Origin of the sequence: Flagellimonas sp. (assembly GCF_965233845.1) — a bacterium.
GTDB lineage: Bacteria > Bacteroidota > Bacteroidia > Flavobacteriales > Flavobacteriaceae > Flagellimonas.
Genome location: NZ_OZ247584.1, coordinates 512,808 through 531,266, shown reverse-complemented (window position 1 = coordinate 531,266; position 18,459 = coordinate 512,808). Strand labels below are relative to the sequence as shown.

Annotated in this window: 21 protein-coding genes; 13 read left to right on the top strand and 8 right to left on the bottom strand. The window is 42.2% G+C overall.

Features of this window, described 5'->3' with window-relative positions:
* Window positions 1-5 precede the first annotated feature (5 nt).
* The 3 genes from map (at window position 6) to ACO6S0_RS02385 (ending at window position 2,154) form a co-directional block, all read left to right on the top strand.
* The gene (gene map, locus ACO6S0_RS02395) at window positions 6-824 is read left to right on the top strand and encodes a type I methionyl aminopeptidase (protein WP_422350443.1); all 819 of its coding nucleotides are present in this window, start codon (window positions 6-8) and stop codon (window positions 822-824) included.
* Between the two features lie 74 nt (window positions 825-898).
* Window positions 899-1,273 (top strand): GxxExxY protein, encoded by a 375-nt coding sequence (locus ACO6S0_RS02390; protein WP_422350442.1) that lies wholly within the window; start codon window positions 899-901, stop codon window positions 1,271-1,273.
* A 113-nt stretch (window positions 1,274-1,386) separates the two neighbouring features.
* Window positions 1,387-2,154 carry a class I SAM-dependent methyltransferase gene (locus ACO6S0_RS02385; protein ID WP_422350441.1) on the top strand — a complete coding sequence of 256 codons (768 nt, stop codon included), beginning with the start codon at window positions 1,387-1,389 and terminating at the stop codon, window positions 2,152-2,154.
* On the opposite strand, the gene ACO6S0_RS02380 is transcribed toward ACO6S0_RS02385, so the two are convergent.
* The 8 genes from ACO6S0_RS02380 to ACO6S0_RS02345 form a co-directional block, all read right to left on the bottom strand.
* A complete protein-coding gene (locus tag ACO6S0_RS02380) occupies window positions 2,151-3,152 on the bottom strand; it encodes an FAD:protein FMN transferase (protein WP_422350440.1) in 1,002 nt (333 codons plus the stop codon). The genes ACO6S0_RS02385 and ACO6S0_RS02380 overlap by 4 nt on opposite strands.
* 1 nt (window position 3,153) lies before the next feature.
* Window positions 3,154-3,543 (bottom strand): Na(+)-translocating NADH-quinone reductase subunit F, encoded by a 390-nt coding sequence (locus ACO6S0_RS02375; protein ID WP_422350439.1) that lies wholly within the window; start codon window positions 3,541-3,543, stop codon window positions 3,154-3,156.
* 94 nt (window positions 3,544-3,637) lie between these two features.
* Window positions 3,638-4,948 (bottom strand): NADH:ubiquinone reductase (Na(+)-transporting) subunit F, encoded by a 1,311-nt coding sequence (nqrF, locus tag ACO6S0_RS02370; protein ID WP_420398886.1) that lies wholly within the window; start codon window positions 4,946-4,948, stop codon window positions 3,638-3,640.
* Between the two features lie 2 nt (window positions 4,949-4,950).
* Complete coding sequence (nqrE, locus tag ACO6S0_RS02365) at window positions 4,951-5,691, bottom strand: NADH:ubiquinone reductase (Na(+)-transporting) subunit E (protein ID WP_422350438.1); 741 nt, start codon at window positions 5,689-5,691, stop codon at window positions 4,951-4,953.
* A gap of 10 nt (window positions 5,692-5,701) precedes the next feature.
* Window positions 5,702-6,349, bottom strand: coding sequence for an NADH:ubiquinone reductase (Na(+)-transporting) subunit D (locus tag ACO6S0_RS02360; protein WP_422350437.1), 648 nt, complete (start codon window positions 6,347-6,349; stop codon window positions 5,702-5,704).
* A gap of 1 nt (window position 6,350) precedes the next feature.
* Window positions 6,351-7,100, bottom strand: a complete 750-nt coding sequence (locus ACO6S0_RS02355) for a Na(+)-translocating NADH-quinone reductase subunit C (protein ID WP_422350436.1) — start codon at window positions 7,098-7,100, stop codon at window positions 6,351-6,353.
* Window positions 7,101-7,102: 2 nt separating this feature from the next.
* Window positions 7,103-8,371 carry an NADH:ubiquinone reductase (Na(+)-transporting) subunit B gene (locus ACO6S0_RS02350; protein ID WP_422350435.1) on the bottom strand — a complete coding sequence of 423 codons (1,269 nt, stop codon included), beginning with the start codon at window positions 8,369-8,371 and terminating at the stop codon, window positions 7,103-7,105.
* Window positions 8,372-8,373: 2 nt separating this feature from the next.
* The gene (locus tag ACO6S0_RS02345; RefSeq protein WP_422350434.1) at window positions 8,374-9,726 is read right to left on the bottom strand and encodes a Na(+)-translocating NADH-quinone reductase subunit A; all 1,353 of its coding nucleotides are present in this window, start codon (window positions 9,724-9,726) and stop codon (window positions 8,374-8,376) included.
* A gap of 153 nt (window positions 9,727-9,879) precedes the next feature.
* Between ACO6S0_RS02345 and ACO6S0_RS02340 the strand changes: the two genes are divergently transcribed.
* The 10 genes from ACO6S0_RS02340 (at window position 9,880) to ACO6S0_RS02295 (ending at window position 18,309) form a co-directional block, all read left to right on the top strand.
* Window positions 9,880-11,124 (top strand): DUF5103 domain-containing protein, encoded by a 1,245-nt coding sequence (locus tag ACO6S0_RS02340; protein ID WP_422350433.1) that lies wholly within the window; start codon window positions 9,880-9,882, stop codon window positions 11,122-11,124.
* A gap of 30 nt (window positions 11,125-11,154) precedes the next feature.
* Window positions 11,155-12,357, top strand: coding sequence for a DUF3667 domain-containing protein (locus tag ACO6S0_RS02335; protein ID WP_422350432.1), 1,203 nt, complete (start codon window positions 11,155-11,157; stop codon window positions 12,355-12,357).
* A 4-nt stretch (window positions 12,358-12,361) separates the two neighbouring features.
* Window positions 12,362-12,748, top strand: a complete 387-nt coding sequence (gene apaG, locus ACO6S0_RS02330) for a Co2+/Mg2+ efflux protein ApaG (RefSeq protein WP_138838430.1) — start codon at window positions 12,362-12,364, stop codon at window positions 12,746-12,748.
* A gap of 84 nt (window positions 12,749-12,832) precedes the next feature.
* Complete coding sequence (gene pruA / locus ACO6S0_RS02325) at window positions 12,833-14,461, top strand: L-glutamate gamma-semialdehyde dehydrogenase (RefSeq protein ID WP_422350431.1); 1,629 nt, start codon at window positions 12,833-12,835, stop codon at window positions 14,459-14,461.
* A gap of 11 nt (window positions 14,462-14,472) precedes the next feature.
* Window positions 14,473-15,240, top strand: coding sequence for an arylamine N-acetyltransferase family protein (locus ACO6S0_RS02320; protein WP_422350430.1), 768 nt, complete (start codon window positions 14,473-14,475; stop codon window positions 15,238-15,240).
* 100 nt (window positions 15,241-15,340) lie between these two features.
* Window positions 15,341-15,676, top strand: coding sequence for a type II toxin-antitoxin system RelE/ParE family toxin (locus tag ACO6S0_RS02315; RefSeq protein ID WP_422350429.1), 336 nt, complete (start codon window positions 15,341-15,343; stop codon window positions 15,674-15,676).
* A gap of 4 nt (window positions 15,677-15,680) precedes the next feature.
* A complete protein-coding gene (locus tag ACO6S0_RS02310; protein WP_422350428.1) occupies window positions 15,681-15,980 on the top strand; it encodes a helix-turn-helix domain-containing protein in 300 nt (99 codons plus the stop codon).
* Between the two features lie 8 nt (window positions 15,981-15,988).
* Window positions 15,989-16,213, top strand: coding sequence for a hypothetical protein (locus tag ACO6S0_RS02305; RefSeq protein ID WP_420398874.1), 225 nt, complete (start codon window positions 15,989-15,991; stop codon window positions 16,211-16,213).
* A gap of 6 nt (window positions 16,214-16,219) precedes the next feature.
* Window positions 16,220-17,191: a GlxA family transcriptional regulator gene (locus ACO6S0_RS02300; RefSeq protein WP_422350427.1), complete on the top strand. Its 972-nt coding sequence runs from the start codon at window positions 16,220-16,222 to the stop codon at window positions 17,189-17,191.
* A gap of 80 nt (window positions 17,192-17,271) precedes the next feature.
* Window positions 17,272-18,309, top strand: a complete 1,038-nt coding sequence (locus tag ACO6S0_RS02295) for a DJ-1/PfpI family protein (protein ID WP_422350426.1) — start codon at window positions 17,272-17,274, stop codon at window positions 18,307-18,309.
* The last annotated feature ends 150 nt before the right edge of the window (window positions 18,310-18,459 follow it).

Here is an 18,459-nt window from a genome sequence, read left to right as displayed (position 1 = left end):
CACCCATGGTAAAAATTAAGACTGCAGAGGAAATTGAGTTGATGCGCGAGAGCGCATTGGTCGTTTCCAGAACTTTGGGCATGCTGGCCTCGGAAATCAAACCTGGAGCCAATCCTTTGGCTTTGGATAAAATGGCCGAAGAGTTTATTAGGGAACAAGGCGCAGAACCAGGTTTTTTAGGGATGTACGACTTTCCCAACACCTTGAATTGGAGCCCAAATGCCCAAGTGGTTCATGGTATTCCTAACAACGAACCCCTAAAAGAAGGGGATGTTATATCTGTGGATTGTGGTGCCCTTAAAAATGGGTATTATGGCGATCATGCCTACACCTTTGAAGTGGGAGAGGTTGCCGAGGCTACCAAAAAACTACTGAAGGTTACCAAGGAGTCCCTATATGTTGGAATCCGGGAATTTAAAGAGGGCAACCGGGTTGGTGATGTTGGCTTTGCTATTCAGAAGTACTGTGAAAATCATGGTTACGGTGTGGTACGGGAACTGGTAGGACATGGGTTGGGCACAGAGCTTCACGAAGACCCCCAAATGCCCAACTATGGCAAACGTGGAAGGGGCAAGAAATTTACCAACGGGATGGTCGTGGCCATTGAACCGATGATCAATATGGGTACCCGAAGAATAAAACAATTACAGGACGGCTGGACCATCTTGACCGCAGATGGAAAGCCTAGCGCCCACTTTGAGCATGATGTGGCTTTAGTGGATGGTAAACCTGAGCTTTTATCTACTTTTCAATACATCTACAAAGCGTTGGGAATTGAGAGTAGTGAGGAGGAGGAATTCAGACATCAGAACCTCGTGCTATAAAAAAAGGGTTGGTTTAAACACCTTCCCCATTCCATAAAAATCAACCTCGTTAAAATCAATAAACTGGTATTGATATGACAGAGGTATTATATAAACAAGAATCTTATTTCATTATCGGACTTTGTATGGACGTTCATAATGAACTGGGCAAAGGATTTAGTGAGGCCGTTTATGCCGAAGCTTTGGAAGTAGAACTCCAAGAAAACGGGGTGCCGTATCAAAGGGAAATGAAATTCCATATTGATTACAAGGGAAAAAGGCTTAAGCATTGTTACTATGCAGATTTTGTTTTGGACGGGAAGATTATTCTGGAACTCAAAGCCATTCAGACCCTAGCAAAAAGTCACATTAAACAAACCTTGAATTATTTGGCCGTTTCAAAAATGAAACTTGGTTTGTTAGCCAACTTTGGAGAAGATAGTTTAGTCTATCGAAGAGTTATCCTTTAATTATTCGTGTAAATTTGCGGAATTCGTGTCCAATAGCATTAAGTTTGACACGAATTCCACGAATTTACACCGATGGTTTTACCTGCCTGAAGGTTCGATAAATAAAGCTACCATTGTCTAAAATATTTAAGTTTTTTCTTAACCTCATCCCAAGACCATGGCTTATTAAACTGAGCTATTGGGTGCGACCACTTATCGCATTTTTTTTAAGAGGAAGCACCTATACGGATCCCATTGATGGCACAAGTTTCAGGAAATTTCTACCCTATGGTTACGAGAGTCCGCGGGAAAATGTGCTCTCCCCCTCTACCCTTTCCTTGGAACGTCATCGCCTGTTATGGTTATTTTTGAAAAACCGCACGGACTTTTTTAGCAAAGATCTGAGCCTGTTGCATTTTGCTCCTGAACAAGCTTTTTATAAACGGTTTAAAAAGCTTACGAACATCACTTACACGACCACCGATTTAAATTCTCCTTTGGCGGATGTAAAAGCCGATATCTGCAAGCTCCCGTTTGAAAACGACAGTTTTGACGTTATTCTTTGCAATCATGTGCTCGAACATATTCCTGACGACACCAAAGCCATGCAGGAACTGTACCGCGTTTTGAAGCCAGGAGGTTGGGGAGTTTTTCAAATTCCGCAGGATTTAGGCAGGGAACATACTTTTGAAGACAATTCCATAACGGATAAAAAAGAACGTGCCAAGATTTTTGGTCAGTACGATCATGTCCGCATCTACGGAAGGGATTATTTTGATAAACTTCGAAAAATTGGTTTTAAGGTGGAAGAAGTTGATTTGACCCAAGATTATACTCCAGAAGAAATTGAAAGATATAGACTTGCCAAAGGGGAAATTGTTCCCTTTGTAAGGAAGACTTAATTTCTTATCAATTCACTAAATCCAGGAGTCATAAATTCCTTGGTTTCCCCATTGCCATCCAAATAGATGATATAGGCTTCCAAATCGTCCTCTGTTTCCAAAAGCTTTTTTGTGTCCGTCAGGTCCATGGCCATAAAAGCGGTAGCATAGGCATCCGCTTCTGCGCAATTATTAGCCACCACGCTTGCCGCCAACACACTAGAATTTTTGGTAAATCCGGTTTTTGGATCAATGGTATGGACATACTTTTCACCAGTTTCGGGATCTACCCGGAATTTGCGGTAATTTCCCGAGGAGGCCATGGCCTTATTTTCCAATGAAACGATCAACTTCAGTTGCCGCCCCACCTCTACTTGGGGATCATCAATACCTACAGACCATTTTTTACCGGAAATCACATTGATTCCCTTGGTCAGTACTTCTCCCCCAACTTCAACCAAATAGTTTTCGATTCCCTTTGCATCAAGCAATGCTCCTAAACGGTCTATGGCATATCCTTTGGCCACCGCGTTGAAATCAAAGCGGATGGAAGGATGCATTTTGGAAATGGTTCCATCCTTATTTAGCCGCACCTTTTCCCAACCCACATAAGCCAGAAGGCTGTCCACCCTTAAACTGTCCAAATCCATTTGTTCCCCTGGGCCAAAACCCCAGGCATTGGCCAACACCCCAACCGTGGGATCAAAATACCCATCAGACGCTTTATGAACAGCACTGGATGTTTTGAAAACATCTTGAAACATCTCATCCACGATGATTGTGGAATCGCCCTCATTAATTCTGGAAATGTCCGAAGACGGGATATAGGTAGACATGGACCGATTCAACACCTGAAAAACCGAGTCAATTTCTTTTTGATAGTCCAATTCCCCACCCGATATATAGAGGATTGAATAAGAGGTTCCCAAGGCGGCTCCCGAGGTCTGATTTTTCACCCAGGATTTTGGGGTGCATCCAACCAAAAACAATATGCCAATTCCAACAACGAGTTGTTTCATCTCAAATCTCTATTAAACCTTGATAATCTACTATGTATTCCTCATTTAGATAAACTGGAAGTTCTTGATTTGTGGCATTGGAAAGGCCAACTCCCGCAAAATAGCATCTGGCCTCAAACTTTGTGGCCTGATCTTTTACTTTGCGCATCAACTCCTGATCATACTCCCTTGGGTTCTTTGGGTATTCCGTGTTGCGAACCACAATAAAATGCAGAATCTTGTTCTTTAAACATACATACTGCGGATTTTTCTTGGGTTTGCTGTTTATAGCCATAAATTCAAACCCATCTGCCTCCAATTCCCTGCCTACAATATTCATGGCCAAATTGTGCAGTTCCTGTTCCGTAAGTGTTCTCCGTTCTCCCATATAAAAAAACCGACACTTTCGCATCGGTTTGGTTTATTATTTACCTCTCGACTGCCTGTCCTCCGTGCGAAACTTCGTAAGGCGGGCGCTCGAGGTGACATTATTGTTCTATACGTGATTATCCACCGAAGTCATCGAATCTAATGTTCTCATCAGGGATTCCGAAATCCTCTCCCATTTTCTGAACAGCTTTGTTCATCAATGGGGGACCACAGAAATACAATTCAATATCTTCTGGAGCATCATGATGATCCAGGTAATTATCGATTACACAGTTGTGGATAAATCCAACGAAACCATCACCTTCCTCATCATTGATATCTTTTTTGACTTTCCAGTTGTCCTCTTCCAAAGGTTCCGAAAGCGCCATATAGAACTTAAAGTTCGGGAAGTTTCGCTCCAAATCCTTAAAATGCTCTATATAGAAAAGCTCTCTCTTGGAACGACCACCATACCAGTAGGTAACCTTTCTATTGGTTTTTAATGTCTTGAACAAGTGGTATAAGTGGGAACGCATTGGTGCCATACCAGCTCCACCTCCCACGTACAACATCTCAGCTTCCGATTCATTGATGAAGAACTCACCAAATGGACCTGAAATAGTCACGGGGTCACCTGGTTTTAGGTTGAAAATATAGGATGATGCCACCCCAGGGTTTACATCCATCCAACCGTTTTTGGAACGATCCCATGGCGGTGTTGCAATACGCACATTCAACATGATCTCGCGTCCCTCAGCTGGGTAAGAGGCCATGGAATAGGCACGCTCCACGGTTTCTGGGTTTTTCATGACCAAGGGCCACAAATTAAACTTATCCCATTCGTTTTGGAACTTATCCGGGGTTTCGTGCTCCTCTGGGTGGGCCGTTATGTCAATATCGGCATATTTTACCTCACAAGGGGGAATCTCAATCTGGATGTACCCTCCTGCCTTGTAATTCATATCTTCTGGAATCTCCACCACAAACTCCTTGATAAAGGAAGCCACGTTGTAGTTACGTACCACTTTAGCCGGCCATTTCTTAATACCAAAAACTTCTTCGGGAATGGTGATTTCCATATCCTGCTTCACCTTCACCTGACAGGCCAAACGAGCTCCATGGTTCAACTCCTTTTTAGAGAAATGAGGTGTTTCCGTAGGTAGGGCTTCACCTCCACCAGAAAGCACATGGCACTCACATTGGATACAGGTACCTCCACCTCCACACGCAGATGGCAAAAATACCTTTTGATTTCCCAAGGTGGTCAACAATGAACTTCCTGAAGCTACTTCTATTTGCTTCTCTCCGTTAATGGTAATGGTAACCGGTCCAGAGGGAGACAATTTCTCTTTGGTGAACAGCAAAAGGGCCACCAAAAGCAACAATAAAATTAGAAATGCTACAACCGTGATTAGAATGGTACCTCCTGTGCTTGTGGCTAAAATCATCTTTATTTGTTTACAAGGTCATTATAAGAGACTGCTTTTTCTTCGTTTTCAATCTCTTTTTCAATTTCTTTTTCTTCAATACTTTCAACGGTGGTATTTTCTGTTGGTTCCGGAGCTTCATTATCCCCGGTCAACATGCCACCAAAGCTTTGGAATCCAATACCCATCAATCCTGTAATGATAAAGGTTATACCCAGACCTCGAAGCGGCGCAGGCACATTGGAATATCTGATTTTCTCACGGATAGCGGCAATGGCCAAAATAGCCAAGAACCAACCTATTCCAGAACTAACCCCGTAATTGAAGGCCAATCCCAAACTTGGAATCTCTCTGGCCTGCATGAAAAGGGAACCTCCCAAAATGGCACAGTTTACCGCAATCAAAGGCAAGAAAATACCCAAGGAATTATACAGGGATGGAGAAAATTTCTCAACCACTATCTCTACCAATTGCACCATGGTAGCGATGGTTGCAATAAAAAGGATGAATGACAAAAAGCTCAAGTTGTAGTCCGCATACTCTGGGCCCAACCAAACCAGTGCTCCATCCCGCAGCAAATATTGATCCAACAGCCAGTTCAAGGGTACCGTTACGGCCAATACAAAGATGACCGCTGCGCCCAATCCTACCGCGGTAGATACTTTTTTGGATACGGCCAAATAGGAACACATTCCCAAAAAGACCGCAAACACCATATTATCTATGAAGATCGACTTAAAAAAAAGTTCTAAATGCTCTAACATGCTATCCTATTTATGCTTCTTCAATTAATGCTTTGTTTCTGGAGCGTTGTACCCAGATAATAATCCCAACCACAATCAATGCTGCAGGTGGTATGATCATGAATCCGTTGTTTTCATAACCTGTGGCGTACAATCCGGTTTTTGCAATGGGATCTCCCAAAACCGGAATCCCAAATAGGGTTCCTGAACCCAACAATTCGCGGAAAAACCCAACAATGATTAAAATTACTCCGTATCCCAAGGCATTTCCTATTCCATCCAAAAAAGACTTCCAAGGTCCGTTACCTAGGGCAAAGGCTTCAAAACGCCCCATGATGATACAGTTGGTGATAATCAATCCTACAAATACTGCCAAAGTCTTGCTCAGTTCATAAGCGAAGGCCTTCAGCACCTGATCCACTACAATTACCAAGGTGGCCACAACAATCAACTGGACAATAATCCTGATTTTGGAAGGGATTACATTTCGCAATAAGGAAATCACCACGTTTCCTACCCCCAGTACAAACAGTACGGAGATGGCCATCACCACAGACGCTTTCAACTCTGCCGTAATTGCCAATGCGGAACAAATACCCAATACCTGGATGGTGATGGGGTTGTTATCCGCCAAAGGGTCTAAAATTAGATTTGCATCTTTTTTTGAAAGTAGCGCCATATTACTTGGTTCTAATTGTTTCTAAATAAGGTTTGTACAATTTCAAGGTTTCCTTGATCATCGCAGTCACGCCGTTACCTGTAATCGTAGCCCCGGCCAGTGCATCCACTTCATTGTCCTCTTTATCATTGTTCAGGGGATCGTTGTTTCCTTTGACCACGGAAATACCCGCATATCGGTTTCCGTCCAAAACAGACTCACCCACAAAGTCATCCATGAAATAGCGAAGCTTAATATTGGCCCCCAATCCAGGTGTTTCTCCCTTATGATCAAAAACAACACCTTGCACTACCATGTTTTCGTCCAAGGAAATAAAGCCCCAAATGGCATCCCAAAGTCCTTTACCGTACATGGGGATGATGTAATATTGTTTTCCATCTTTTTCACCAATGAAGAGGGGTAATTCAGCCTCATCACCATTTTTAATGATGTTCAGCTGCTTCTTCATATCTATAAGATAGGATTCCTCCTTCTCTTTGGCCTCTGAACCCACTACAACCAATTGTTGTTTGATGTATTTGGAAAATTCTTCTTCCACGACATTGGTTGGAATGAAATTCACGCTTCCTTCGCCTTCATTTTGGTTAACACCCATGGCATACAGGATGTTCTGCTGCTTTTCAAAGCGTTCGTTCTCATCTATCCTAGGGCGTAGACCTGAGGCCAAAAATGCCAACAGAGATCCCACGATGACCACCATTACGGCAGCAAAAATTACAGTATAGGTGTTTTTTTCTGTATTGATTGCCATAATTAAACTGTTTCCGTTTTTAATGCTTCAACCTCTCCTGATACTTTGGGATAAATGGTTGCGTTCTTCAATCTTTTCAATCTTCTCTTGACGTTTCCTCTTACCACATAGTGATCAATGGTAGGAGCAAATACGTTCATTAATAGGATGGCCAAGAAAACGCCTTCTGGATATCCAGGGTTGAAAACCCGAATCATAACGGACATAAATCCAATGAGGAATCCATAGATCCATTTTCCCCTGTTGGTCTGTGAACCGGTAACCGGATCTGTTGCCATAAAGACAATACCAAAGGCCAGACCTCCCACCAACAGATGTTGCCAGTATTCAAAGCTCATCAAACTATAGAACTTGCTATATTCCGGAATCCACTCCGCAGCAACAATTCCATTGAAAATCAATCCCATTGCCAAGGAACCTATAACAGCACTTAACATAATCCTCCAAGAGGCTATTTTTGAGAATACCAAGAACAATCCGCCCAAAAGAATAAGCAAGGTGGATGTTTCACCAACCGAACCAGGAATAAATCCGAAGAACATATCCGCTAAATCGTATTTCTGGGATAGATCGGTCGTATTCCCTTGTGCCAAGTAGCCCAGGACAGTCTCACCAGAGATTGCATCGGCCGTTCCAGCGCTATCAACTGCACCATGCACCCAAACCTTATCCCCACTCATCCAGGTTGGATAGGCAAAGAACAAAAAAGCCCTTATGGTCAAGGCTGGATTCAAAATATTCATTCCGGTACCTCCAAAAACTTCTTTCCCAATGACCACCCCAAAAACAACGGCAACGGCCAACATCCAAAGGGGTAAGTCCACAGGAACGATCAATGGCACCAACATACCGGTAACCAAATATCCTTCCTCAATTTCGTGCCCTTTGATGACGCAGAAAATGAATTCAACGGTAAGTCCCACTACATAGGAGACCACAACCAAGGGCAATATTTTCCAGAATCCCAAAATGAAGTTGTCCCAAGTCCAAAAACCGGAACCAAAAAAACCACCTGTAATGGCATCAATCTCACCAAGGGCCAAGTAATGTTGGTATCCCGTATTGAACATCCCAAAAATCAAACAAGGGATAAGCGACATCACCACCGTATTCATGGTACGTTTTAAGTCGTCCGCACCTTTTACATGGGTTCCATGATGTGTGATTTCATTTGGTGTAAACAAGAACGTGTGAAATCCGCTAAAAACAGGAAACCACTTTTTATCCTGATTCTTTACTCTGAACGTATGTAATTTTTCTTTCAATCCCATTTTTATCCGATTTCTTGATGTAATAAATCCAATCCTTCCCTAATAATTTGCTGGTGTGGTTGTTTGGAGATACAGATGAACTCCGTCAAGGCAAAATCTTCCGGGGCTACCTCGTACAATCCCAATTGCTCCATTTCATCCAAATCCTTCACCATACAGGCTTTTAAAAGCTGTAGGGGGTATATGTCCATTGGAAAAACCTCCTCATACTGCCCAGTTACCACGAAAGCTCTATGCTCTCCATTGGTATTGGTATTGAGGTCGTATTTCTTTTTGGGCTGCAACCAAGAGAAGGTCAATGCCCTTGTTGTAGATACTTTATTGAATACGGGCTTGTTCCATCCAAAGAATTCATAGTCATCGCCTTCAGGAATGGCCGTAACGGTGTTGTTGTAAAAACCAAGGTGGCCTTCCGGATGGGTTTTGGATCCCGTCAACACATCTCCGTTGATCAGCCTGAATTTATCTTGATTCACCCCACTTGCATAAAGGAAGGTCGAAATCTCCGCTCCTATTTTGGTGGTGTAGTATTTAGGCGCCTTTATGATGGAACCGGCCAATGCCACGGTTCGTTCTGCATTGAATTTTCCGGTCAACAACAATTCCCCAATGATGATCAAATCCTGTGGGGATACTGTCCAAACCACTTCTCCTTTATTAATGGGATCAATCTTATTGATTTGCGTCCCTACAAGACCTGCTGGGTGTGGTCCAGAAATTTTATGAACGCTTACCCCATCCAATTGCGCCAACGGGGAATTCCCTGATTTTCCTACGGAAACATGAATCTTTCCAGGAGTCAATTTTCCTAAAGCGGTAATGGCCGCTTGAAGCTGCTCCTCTTTACCGTTCAAAATATAATCTGCCTCTGCCGCTAAGGGCGCTGTGGTATATCCTGATATAAAAATGGCTTTGGGCGTAGCATCTGGATCGGCAATGATATCATACGGACGCTGCTTCACAAAAGGCCAAGCACCTGACTGCAACAAAAATGCCTTGATAGTTTCTGCATCGGTACCCGCCAAATCCAACGGTTTATGCTGTATATATTCCTGGGTTTTGTCAGCCAAAATCTTTAGGCTCAAAATCCTTCTCCTTGCTCCACGGACAATTTCTACCAATTCCCCGCTAACAGGAGAGACAAATTGCATTTCCTCCTTGTTCTTGTTATAGAAAAGAGGTTCCCCTGCCTTGATCTCAGTACCTTGCTTGATATGCATTTTAGGGGTTATTCCGTGAAAATCATCTAGGTTTAGGGCGTAAACGTTGCTTAAAACGGCTTTGGAAGTAGTCTGTTCTGCTGCCCCGACAAGGTTGATGTCCAACCCTTTCTTAATCCGGATGTCTTTAGACATATTGTTGTAGACCTTAGTGTTATGAAAAATCGCAGGCAAATTTAGCATTAAAAGGATAGTTTTCATAATAATTGACCATAAAAATGGGATTACATCGAGCTAAATTTGCTAGGCACACTTTTTGTTTACCTTTACCCAAAATTTGGGCCTAATATGCGCTTATTGATTAAACAATTGTGCTGTTGTTTTTTTGTTTCTGGAGTTTTTGCACAGGTGCAAGAAGAAGTAAATCCACCTTCCCACATAAAATCGGTTGTCTTTACAGGCCCAACGGAGGATCAATTCCCCGTTATTCAGCTTGGCGAAAAAATGACATTGGAGTTTGACGACCTCACAGCCAGTGAACAAGATTATTACTACAAGATCGTTCACTGTGATTACGACTGGACGCCTTCCCAATTGTTAAAATCACAATTCCTCAACGGAACCGACAACCAGCGCATTATTGATTACGAGAACAGTTACAACACCCTGCAACCGTATTCCAATTATAGGCTGACCATACCCAACCAAAATGTAGGACTTAAAGTCAGTGGCAACTACCTTCTTGAGATTTACAATATGTACGGGGAACTCCAATTTTCCCGCAGGTTTGTGGTTTACAAGGATCTAGTGCGGGTTGGGGGCACCATAAAACGTTCCCGGGATTTCCAGTTTTTAAATACCAAACAAGTAGTTCAGTTTCGCATCAACACTGCAGGATTCCCAGTTGTCAATCCCAAAAAGGAGGTCAAGGTTGCCATAATCCAAAATCATTTTTGGCCCACGGCGATTTACAATATTCAACCCCAATTTACCCTTGGAACTGAGTTGGTTTATAAATACGACCAGGAAACCAGTTTTTATGGAGGCAACGAATTTTTGAATTTTGACACCAAAGATTTACGATCTCCCACTTTTGCTATTTCCAAAGTAGAATTTAAAGATCTGTACCACCATTATCTTTTCACTAACGAGTTCAGACATGATCAGCCGTACACCTATTTCCCGGATATCAACGGGGATTTTGTGATCCGTACGCTTCAGGGTGATGATGTTTCCAGGGAGGCGGAATACTCCAAAGTCCATTTTAGCCTTCCCTACTCCAATGACATTGGTTTGGACAAGGTATACGTCTTTGGGAAGTTCAACAACTATGCCTTGGAAGAGGAAAATTTGATGACCTTCAACTCCGATAATGGAAAAATGGAACTAACCCTACCCATAAAGCAAGGATTTTACAATTATAAATATGTGGTGGAACGGGAAGATGGGGTTGTTGACCTTAACTACGTGGGAGGTAACTTTCATTTCACGGAAAACAATTACCTCATTTTGGTCTATTATCGGGATTTTGGTGACATGCATGACAGCATCATTGGAATAGGCTCCGTTAATTCCAGAACAATCAGCAATTAATTATCTTTAACCCATAACCTCCATCAGGAAATGGGAAACAAACCAAGCTTAATTTCCAAAGGCCGGTACGAACTGAAGTTTAGGGGTACGGAATGTAAAAATTGCGGTCATCCACTGGATATCAGTGATAAATACTGCCCCAATTGTTCACAAGCCAATAGCACCAAAAAGTTGGTTCTAAAGGATTTTTGGGATGAATTTTTTTCCAGTTTGATCAATTACGATTCCAAACTAATCAAAACCCTTTATGCGATGTTGCTAAAACCGGGCACCATCACCAAAGATTATGTCAACGGAAAGCGAATTACCTACACCAATCCCTTTAGATTTCTTTTGAGCTTGGCCTTTCTGTATTTCCTGATGTTCACTTACAACAATAGGTTTTCCAGTTGGGACAAGGCGGCGGAAAACTTTAATGGTAAAATAATGAATCCCAGCGCGGTTTCTTTTGATGTGGGTACAGGACAGCTCACAGCGGACAGCACAGAAATGCGCAAACAAACTGAAAAAGCGCTCCAACGAATGGATTCCCTTGGCATGAGTGATGTTCCAGCTACAGCGCAATTGAAGTATCTGGACAGCATAGGGGTTTTTAGTAAAAAATTGGCGCAGAACCAAGCTACCAAGGACTCCATGATGCTTGCCAACCCTAGAGCTTATTTTGATAGCATCAAGAACAATTCTGGAATTGGCGGACTTGCTGAAAAGATGGAGTTTTTCTCCAAAGTGATTCGGCACGACACCATAAGCAATTTTAAAGAAGCAAGGGACAGATATGGGGTACAAGAAAATTTCTCCTCCAGACTGGCATTTAATTCAACAGCTAGCCTATTACGGGTTATTCGTGAACCGGGAAGTTTTGTAAATACGACCATCTCCAAACTCCCTTTTGTCATTTTCTTCTTTCTTCCGGTGTTCACTCTTTTCATTTCGATGGTGTACATCAGAAAAAAATACACCTACACCGATCATCTGATCTTTAGTTTTCACAACCAATCATTATTATTTATCTTGCTCATCCTTAGCCTAATAATTGATACCATTTTCAATACGGCCAGTGCAGGAATCTTTTTGCTGATTTTCGGATTTTACCTGTACAAAGCCATGAGACGGTTCTACGGCCAAGGAAGGATAAAGACAATTATTAAATACGTATTTCTGAACACTATTTTTGCCTTTTTGGCACTGTTTGTGTTGTTAGGTTTGTTGACAGGAAGCGTCTTTACATATTAGAATTATGTTTACTCAGATTACCAAAGGAATTAAAGTATCGGTGCAAACCACCTTCGAAGGCACATTTTTTAAGAACTATAAAATGCACTACGCCTTTGGATATACCATTACCATTGAAAATCAAAGTCAGGATACCGTACAGCTTACGGCCAGGCACTGGGATATTTTTGATGCCTTAAAGGAAATGGAGACTGTGGACGGTGAAGGGGTGGTAGGCAAAAAGCCGGTCATTAAACCCGGTAAATCCCACACCTATAGTTCCGGTTGTCTTTTGGCCTCTCCTATTGGCGCCATGCGCGGGTATTATCATATGGTAAATTTCACTTCCACGGAAGAATTTGAAGTGGAGATACCCACCTTTAAGTTTTCTGCTCCCTTTGCGATCAATTAACAATTGATCAATTAACAATTAGACATTAAATCCCTTTTTCTTTTACTACCTTTGGTGGAATTTTTAAATCGTAAAAATACCACTATGGGAAAAGGTTTTTTTCAGGTTCCAACAGCATATAACGAACCTATAAAAAGTTATGCTCCAGGCACTCCAGAAAGAGAAGAAGTGCTACAACAGTATGATGCCTATTATAGCGGAAACGTTGATGTTCCCTTATATATAGGTGCCGAAGAAATCAGGACCGGAAACACCCAAAGCATGTCTCCACCACATGAGCACGCACACGCTGTGGGTCAATACCACATTGCAGATAAAAAACATGTGGAGCAAGCCATCTCCAACGGTTTGGAGGCCCGAGAAAAATGGGCCAACTTAACTTGGGAGCAACGCGCTGCCATTTTCTTGAAAGCGGCCGATTTGGTTGCTGGACCTTACCGAGCAAAAATTAATGCAGCCACCATGATGGCTCAATCCAAAACCATCCATCAGGCGGAGATTGATGCTGCCTGTGAGTTTATTGATTTCTTGCGTTTCAATGTGGAATACATGTCTCAAATTTATGCGGAGCAGCCAGAGTCCGCAGATGGTATCTGGAACCGTGTTGAATATAGACCTTTGGAAGGATTTGTATATGCCATTACCCCCTTCAATTTTACGGCCATTGCCGGTAACCTGCCAGCCAGCGCTGCCATGATGGGAAATGTTGTGCTTTGGAAACCCAGTGACAGTCAAGTGTTCTCTGCCAAAGTAATCATGGATGTATTCAAGGAAGCCGGGCTTCCGGATGGGGTTATAAACATGGTTATGGGAGACCCCATTATGGTCACCGAAAGCGTACTTTCCAATCCGGATTTTTCTGGACTCCATTTTACGGGCTCTACTTTTGTTTTCAAAGAATTGTGGAAACAAATTGGGAATAACATCCATACCTACAAAACCTACCCAAGAATAGTTGGGGAAACGGGTGGAAAGGATTTCATATTGGCACACCCAACAGCCAAACCGGAACAAGTTGCCACTGCAATCATCAGAGGTGCTTTTGAATTCCAGGGCCAAAAATGTAGTGCTGCTTCAAGGGTATACCTCCCAAAATCTACTGCCAATGAGATACTGGAATTGGTAAAAACAGATATAGCTTCCTTTAACAAGCCAGGTTCACCCGCAGATATGGGCAATTTTATCACTGCTGTGATCCATGAAGGTTCATTTGACAAGTTGGCCAAATACATTGATCAGGCCAAAGCGGATAAAGATGCCGAAATTATTGCAGGTGGTGGATATGATAAATCCAAAGGATATTTTGTGGAACCTACGGTTATCTTGACCCAGGACCCAAAATATACGACCATGTGCACTGAACTGTTTGGACCTGTGGTAACCGTTTACATTTATGATGATGCGGATTGGAGTGAAACTTTGAAGTTGGTAGACAGTACCTCGGAGTATGCATTGACAGGAGCGGTATTGTCCACCGATCGTTATGCCATTGACGAAGCGACCAAGGCGTTGCAAAATTGTGCAGGAAACTTCTACATCAATGACAAGCCTACAGGGGCCGTTGTGGGACAACAACCTTTTGGTGGAGCAAGAGCTTCGGGAACCAATGACAAAGCCGGTTCTGCCCAAAACTTATTGCGCTGGGTATCGCCTAGATTGATCAAGGAAACCTTTGTAACACCCGAGGATTATAGATATCCTTTTTTGGGGTAATACACAAACATATGGACGTTTCAGCCTATTTGAATAGAATCAACTATACAGCTAGAGTTGGAACTGACAAACAGACCCTCTTTGGACTTCAAAAGGCACACTTGCTCAGTGTGCCTTTTGAAAATCTGGATATTCATTACAATGTCCCGATTACTTTAGAGACAGCATCTTTCTTTAATAAGATAGTTCTCCAAAACCGAGGTGGTTTTTGTTATGAGCTGAATGGCCTTTTTTATGAGCTTCTACATACAATTGGGTTTAACGTCCATAGGGTTTCTGCCAGAGTGCATGATAAAGATGGCGCCTATAGTCCAGAATACGATCACATGGCTCTTTTGGTAACCCTTGACAGTATAAAGTATCTGGTAGATGTAGGTTTCGGAAAATTTACCCTGGAACCCCTGACCATAGACCTAAATGTTCCTCAACACGATCCCTACGGCACTTTTGTCATAAATCATTTTGAAACAGATCGCTCCTACATCAGAGTTAGTGAACAATCCGATAAAAATCGGACACCCCAATATATTTTCAATCCCAAACCCAGGAGTTTGGATGAATTTGAAGGCATGTGCAACTATCACCAAACCAACCCCAATTCCCATTTTACAAGAAAAAAGGTAATCTCCATAAGCACCGAAAAAGGTCGTATCACACTCAATAATACTAGTTTAAAAATTACGGAAGGGTCAGATACTGAAGAGATTCAATTTCATGAAAATCAGTTTGAGGAATACCTGAAAAAGTATTTTGACATAGATTTGAATAGTGCAAGCTGATACTGCATACAGCGAGTTTTTCCTTTAGAGGAGATGGCACTTTTTTTTATTGATTTCTTTTGAATTTGCAAATTGTTATCTTTTAAGATAACTTTATACAGTGGCCAGACAGATTGTATTTTTTGAAAATCACTTTATCGACTTCTATCGCAGACAGGATTCCAAAGTGAGGGGAAAAATTCAATACGTCTTGGAATTGATCAAACAGGTTGAGCATGTTCCCCAAAAGTTCCTCAAACACATTGCTGGATCTGAGGGATTATTCGAGATCAGAATAGAATATCAATCCAACATATACAGAATCTTCTGTTGCTTTGACGAAGGAAAGCTGGTAATTCTCTTCAATGGTTTCCAAAAAAAGACGCAGAAAACGCCTAAAACGGAATTAGAAAAGGCCAAGAGGCTAATGAAAAGATATTTTGAAAGCAAACAATAACCTCATGGATGCATACAAGAACATACGAACTTTTGAGGAACTCATTGAGCATGAACATGGGAAAATAGGTACCGCAAATCGCAACAAATATGATGAAGGTGCCCAAATGTTCATTATCAGTGAAATGCTCAAGGAAGCAAGAAAACAGGCCAACCTCACCCAGGAGCAACTTGCAGAGCGAGCAGGCACTAAAAAGAGCTATATCTCCAAATTGGAAAATGCCAAGGGGAATATTCAACTTTCCACGCTTATCCGGATTTTTGAACAAGGTCTTGGCCGAAGAATAGGATTGACATTTTTATAACCAAACATATGAACGCAGAATTATTAAAAACCTACAAGCAGTTGGAAGGCATGCCTCAAACCGAGGAGGTAGTCCAGATTAAAAACCAGATTAAAGAGTCCTTGTACCAACAATTGAGATTTCACTTCTTGGAACTTTCGGGGATTGGAAGAGTTATCGGGTATGATGAACTCCAGAGCGAACTAAGCAAGGCTATTGAATTGCTCGAAATAGAGAAACAACGAGGAAAATAGTTCCTTGTGAATACGAAAAGCCCCAAATACAGAGCCTTTTTCCTTATCCCTCCAGAAGTGCAACTTCTGGATTTTGCAGGTCCCGCCCACCTGTTCTATGAGGCCACTTTGTATGGAGCCGACATTCAAAACCACTTTTTGAGTATGTCATCCTCACAGGAAGAGGTGACTTGTGCTGGGGTGTCCTTGGGTAAACTACAACCCTATGATGCATTTGAGTTGAAACCAGATGACCTTCTTTTTATACCTGGATTGGAAGGGTGGATTTTTGCTGAGCCTGGCTATGCGGCCAAAAACCAAGAATTCATCCTTTGGTTAAAAAATCAATATGGAAATGGAGCTCAAATATGCTCGGTTTGTACAGGAGCGTATATTGTGGCTTATGCTGGACTTTTCAACGGGAAAAATTGCACCACCCATTGGAAGTATTTGGAAGATTTTCAAAACCGGTTCCCTCAATCCAAATTACTGGTTGACCGGCTGATTGTAAAAGACGGAAATTTATACTCCAGTGCTGGCGTGTCATCAGGAATAGATTTGGCCCTTTTTATCTTGGAAGAACTGTTTGGGCCGGTCTTTGCCACCAAAATAGCCAAAGCAGTGGTCATTTACCTCCGCAGAACAGATAGTGACCCCCAATTGAGTGTATTTCTTCAGTATAGAAACCATTTGGATAACCGAATCCACCAAGTACAGGATTATTTGGCCCAGAATTTGGCCAGAAAGACCAATCTGGAAAGCTTGGCAGCTCATGTTCACATGAGTCCGCGAAATCTAAGTCGGTTGTTTAAAAAAGTCACTGGAATCACCGTTGGAGGTTATTTGGAAAAGCTTCGGGTGGAGCGCGCTGTTCAGTTATTATCTGATGGCTCTAAAGTGAGTGCTGCATCCTTGGCCTGCGGCCTTCGGAGTAGCAATCAACTAAGGGCATTGCTAAAGAAACATACGCATTCCCTTCCTTCGGAATGGCAGGGATAATTGTCCGTATACTGCGCTTAGTTGTCCTTTCTTTAATTCTTATATCGGTATAATTTTGTTTCATCATCAAACAAGAAACAATGAAACAGTCTATTTTAATTATCACGCTACTTTTTATGATTTCCAACGGTATTGCCCAAGATTCACAAATTCCATCCACCAAATACATTTGCCCCCCTTGCAACATGTCCTGTGACGAAGTGGAACACGACGGCCCTGGTATCTGTACGGATTGTAATATGGTCCTGATTCGAAAGGATTTGTCCAAAACCATAGCTTTTTATCTCCAGGACGGTGTGGAAGTCCTTGATTTTGCAGGCCCTATGGAGGTTTTTGTATATTCTGGATATAAAGTATTTACCGTTTCGGCCACCCAGGAACCTATCATTTCCCAAGGCACGCTAAAGGTCATTCCAGATTACAGTATTGAGAATGCCCCTAAGGCGGATATTTTAGCCTTTTTTGGTGGAAATTCAGGGGCAGCATCCCAGAACAAGGATGTTATAAAGTGGGTTCAAAAACAGGAAGATGTTCAATACCACTTTTCCGTATGCACAGGGGCGTTTGTCCTTGCAGAAGCAGGCCTTTTGGATGGAAAAACAGCTACTACCTTTCATAGTGCCCTCAATAGTCTGGAAAAGGACTATCCAAAGATTGATGTAAAAAAGGACGCTCGTTTTGTAGATAATGGCAAAGTCATCACTACAGCAGGGGTCTCTGCCGGAATAGATGGCGCCTTGCACTTAGTAGCCAAACTTCAAGGACTGAATGCAGCTAAACGTACCGCCTACTATATGGAATACGACAATTGGAAACCAGGTGACGGATTGATTTTGTCCAACGACAGTCCTTATGACCCATTGGCAAATGCAAGCTTTTTCCGCGAATTTGAAGGAAAGTACGAACATGAGGATGGAAGTCAGATTATAGTTGCCTACAATGGCGAAAAGGAAAATCTGCAAGCACTGATCAATGGAATTCCTTATCCGGTATATCATGAAAGTGAAGATATGTTCTCCAATGTCAACAGTGAGCCCATCTACTTCAAAAGAAACGATGCCAACCAAATTATTGGTTACTCCCTTACCCAAAATGGAGCTGTGTACAAGAAGTTGTAATTACAGAATCCAATCAAATTAGCATACCAAACAATCCTTGGAAGGCCGTTGTGAATCACAATGGCCTTTGGTTTTTTTATAGGGGAAACGTTTAATGGTACCCCAAAAAACCGCATCCATGGATCCAAAAAGGGCAACCGTCAGATCAGC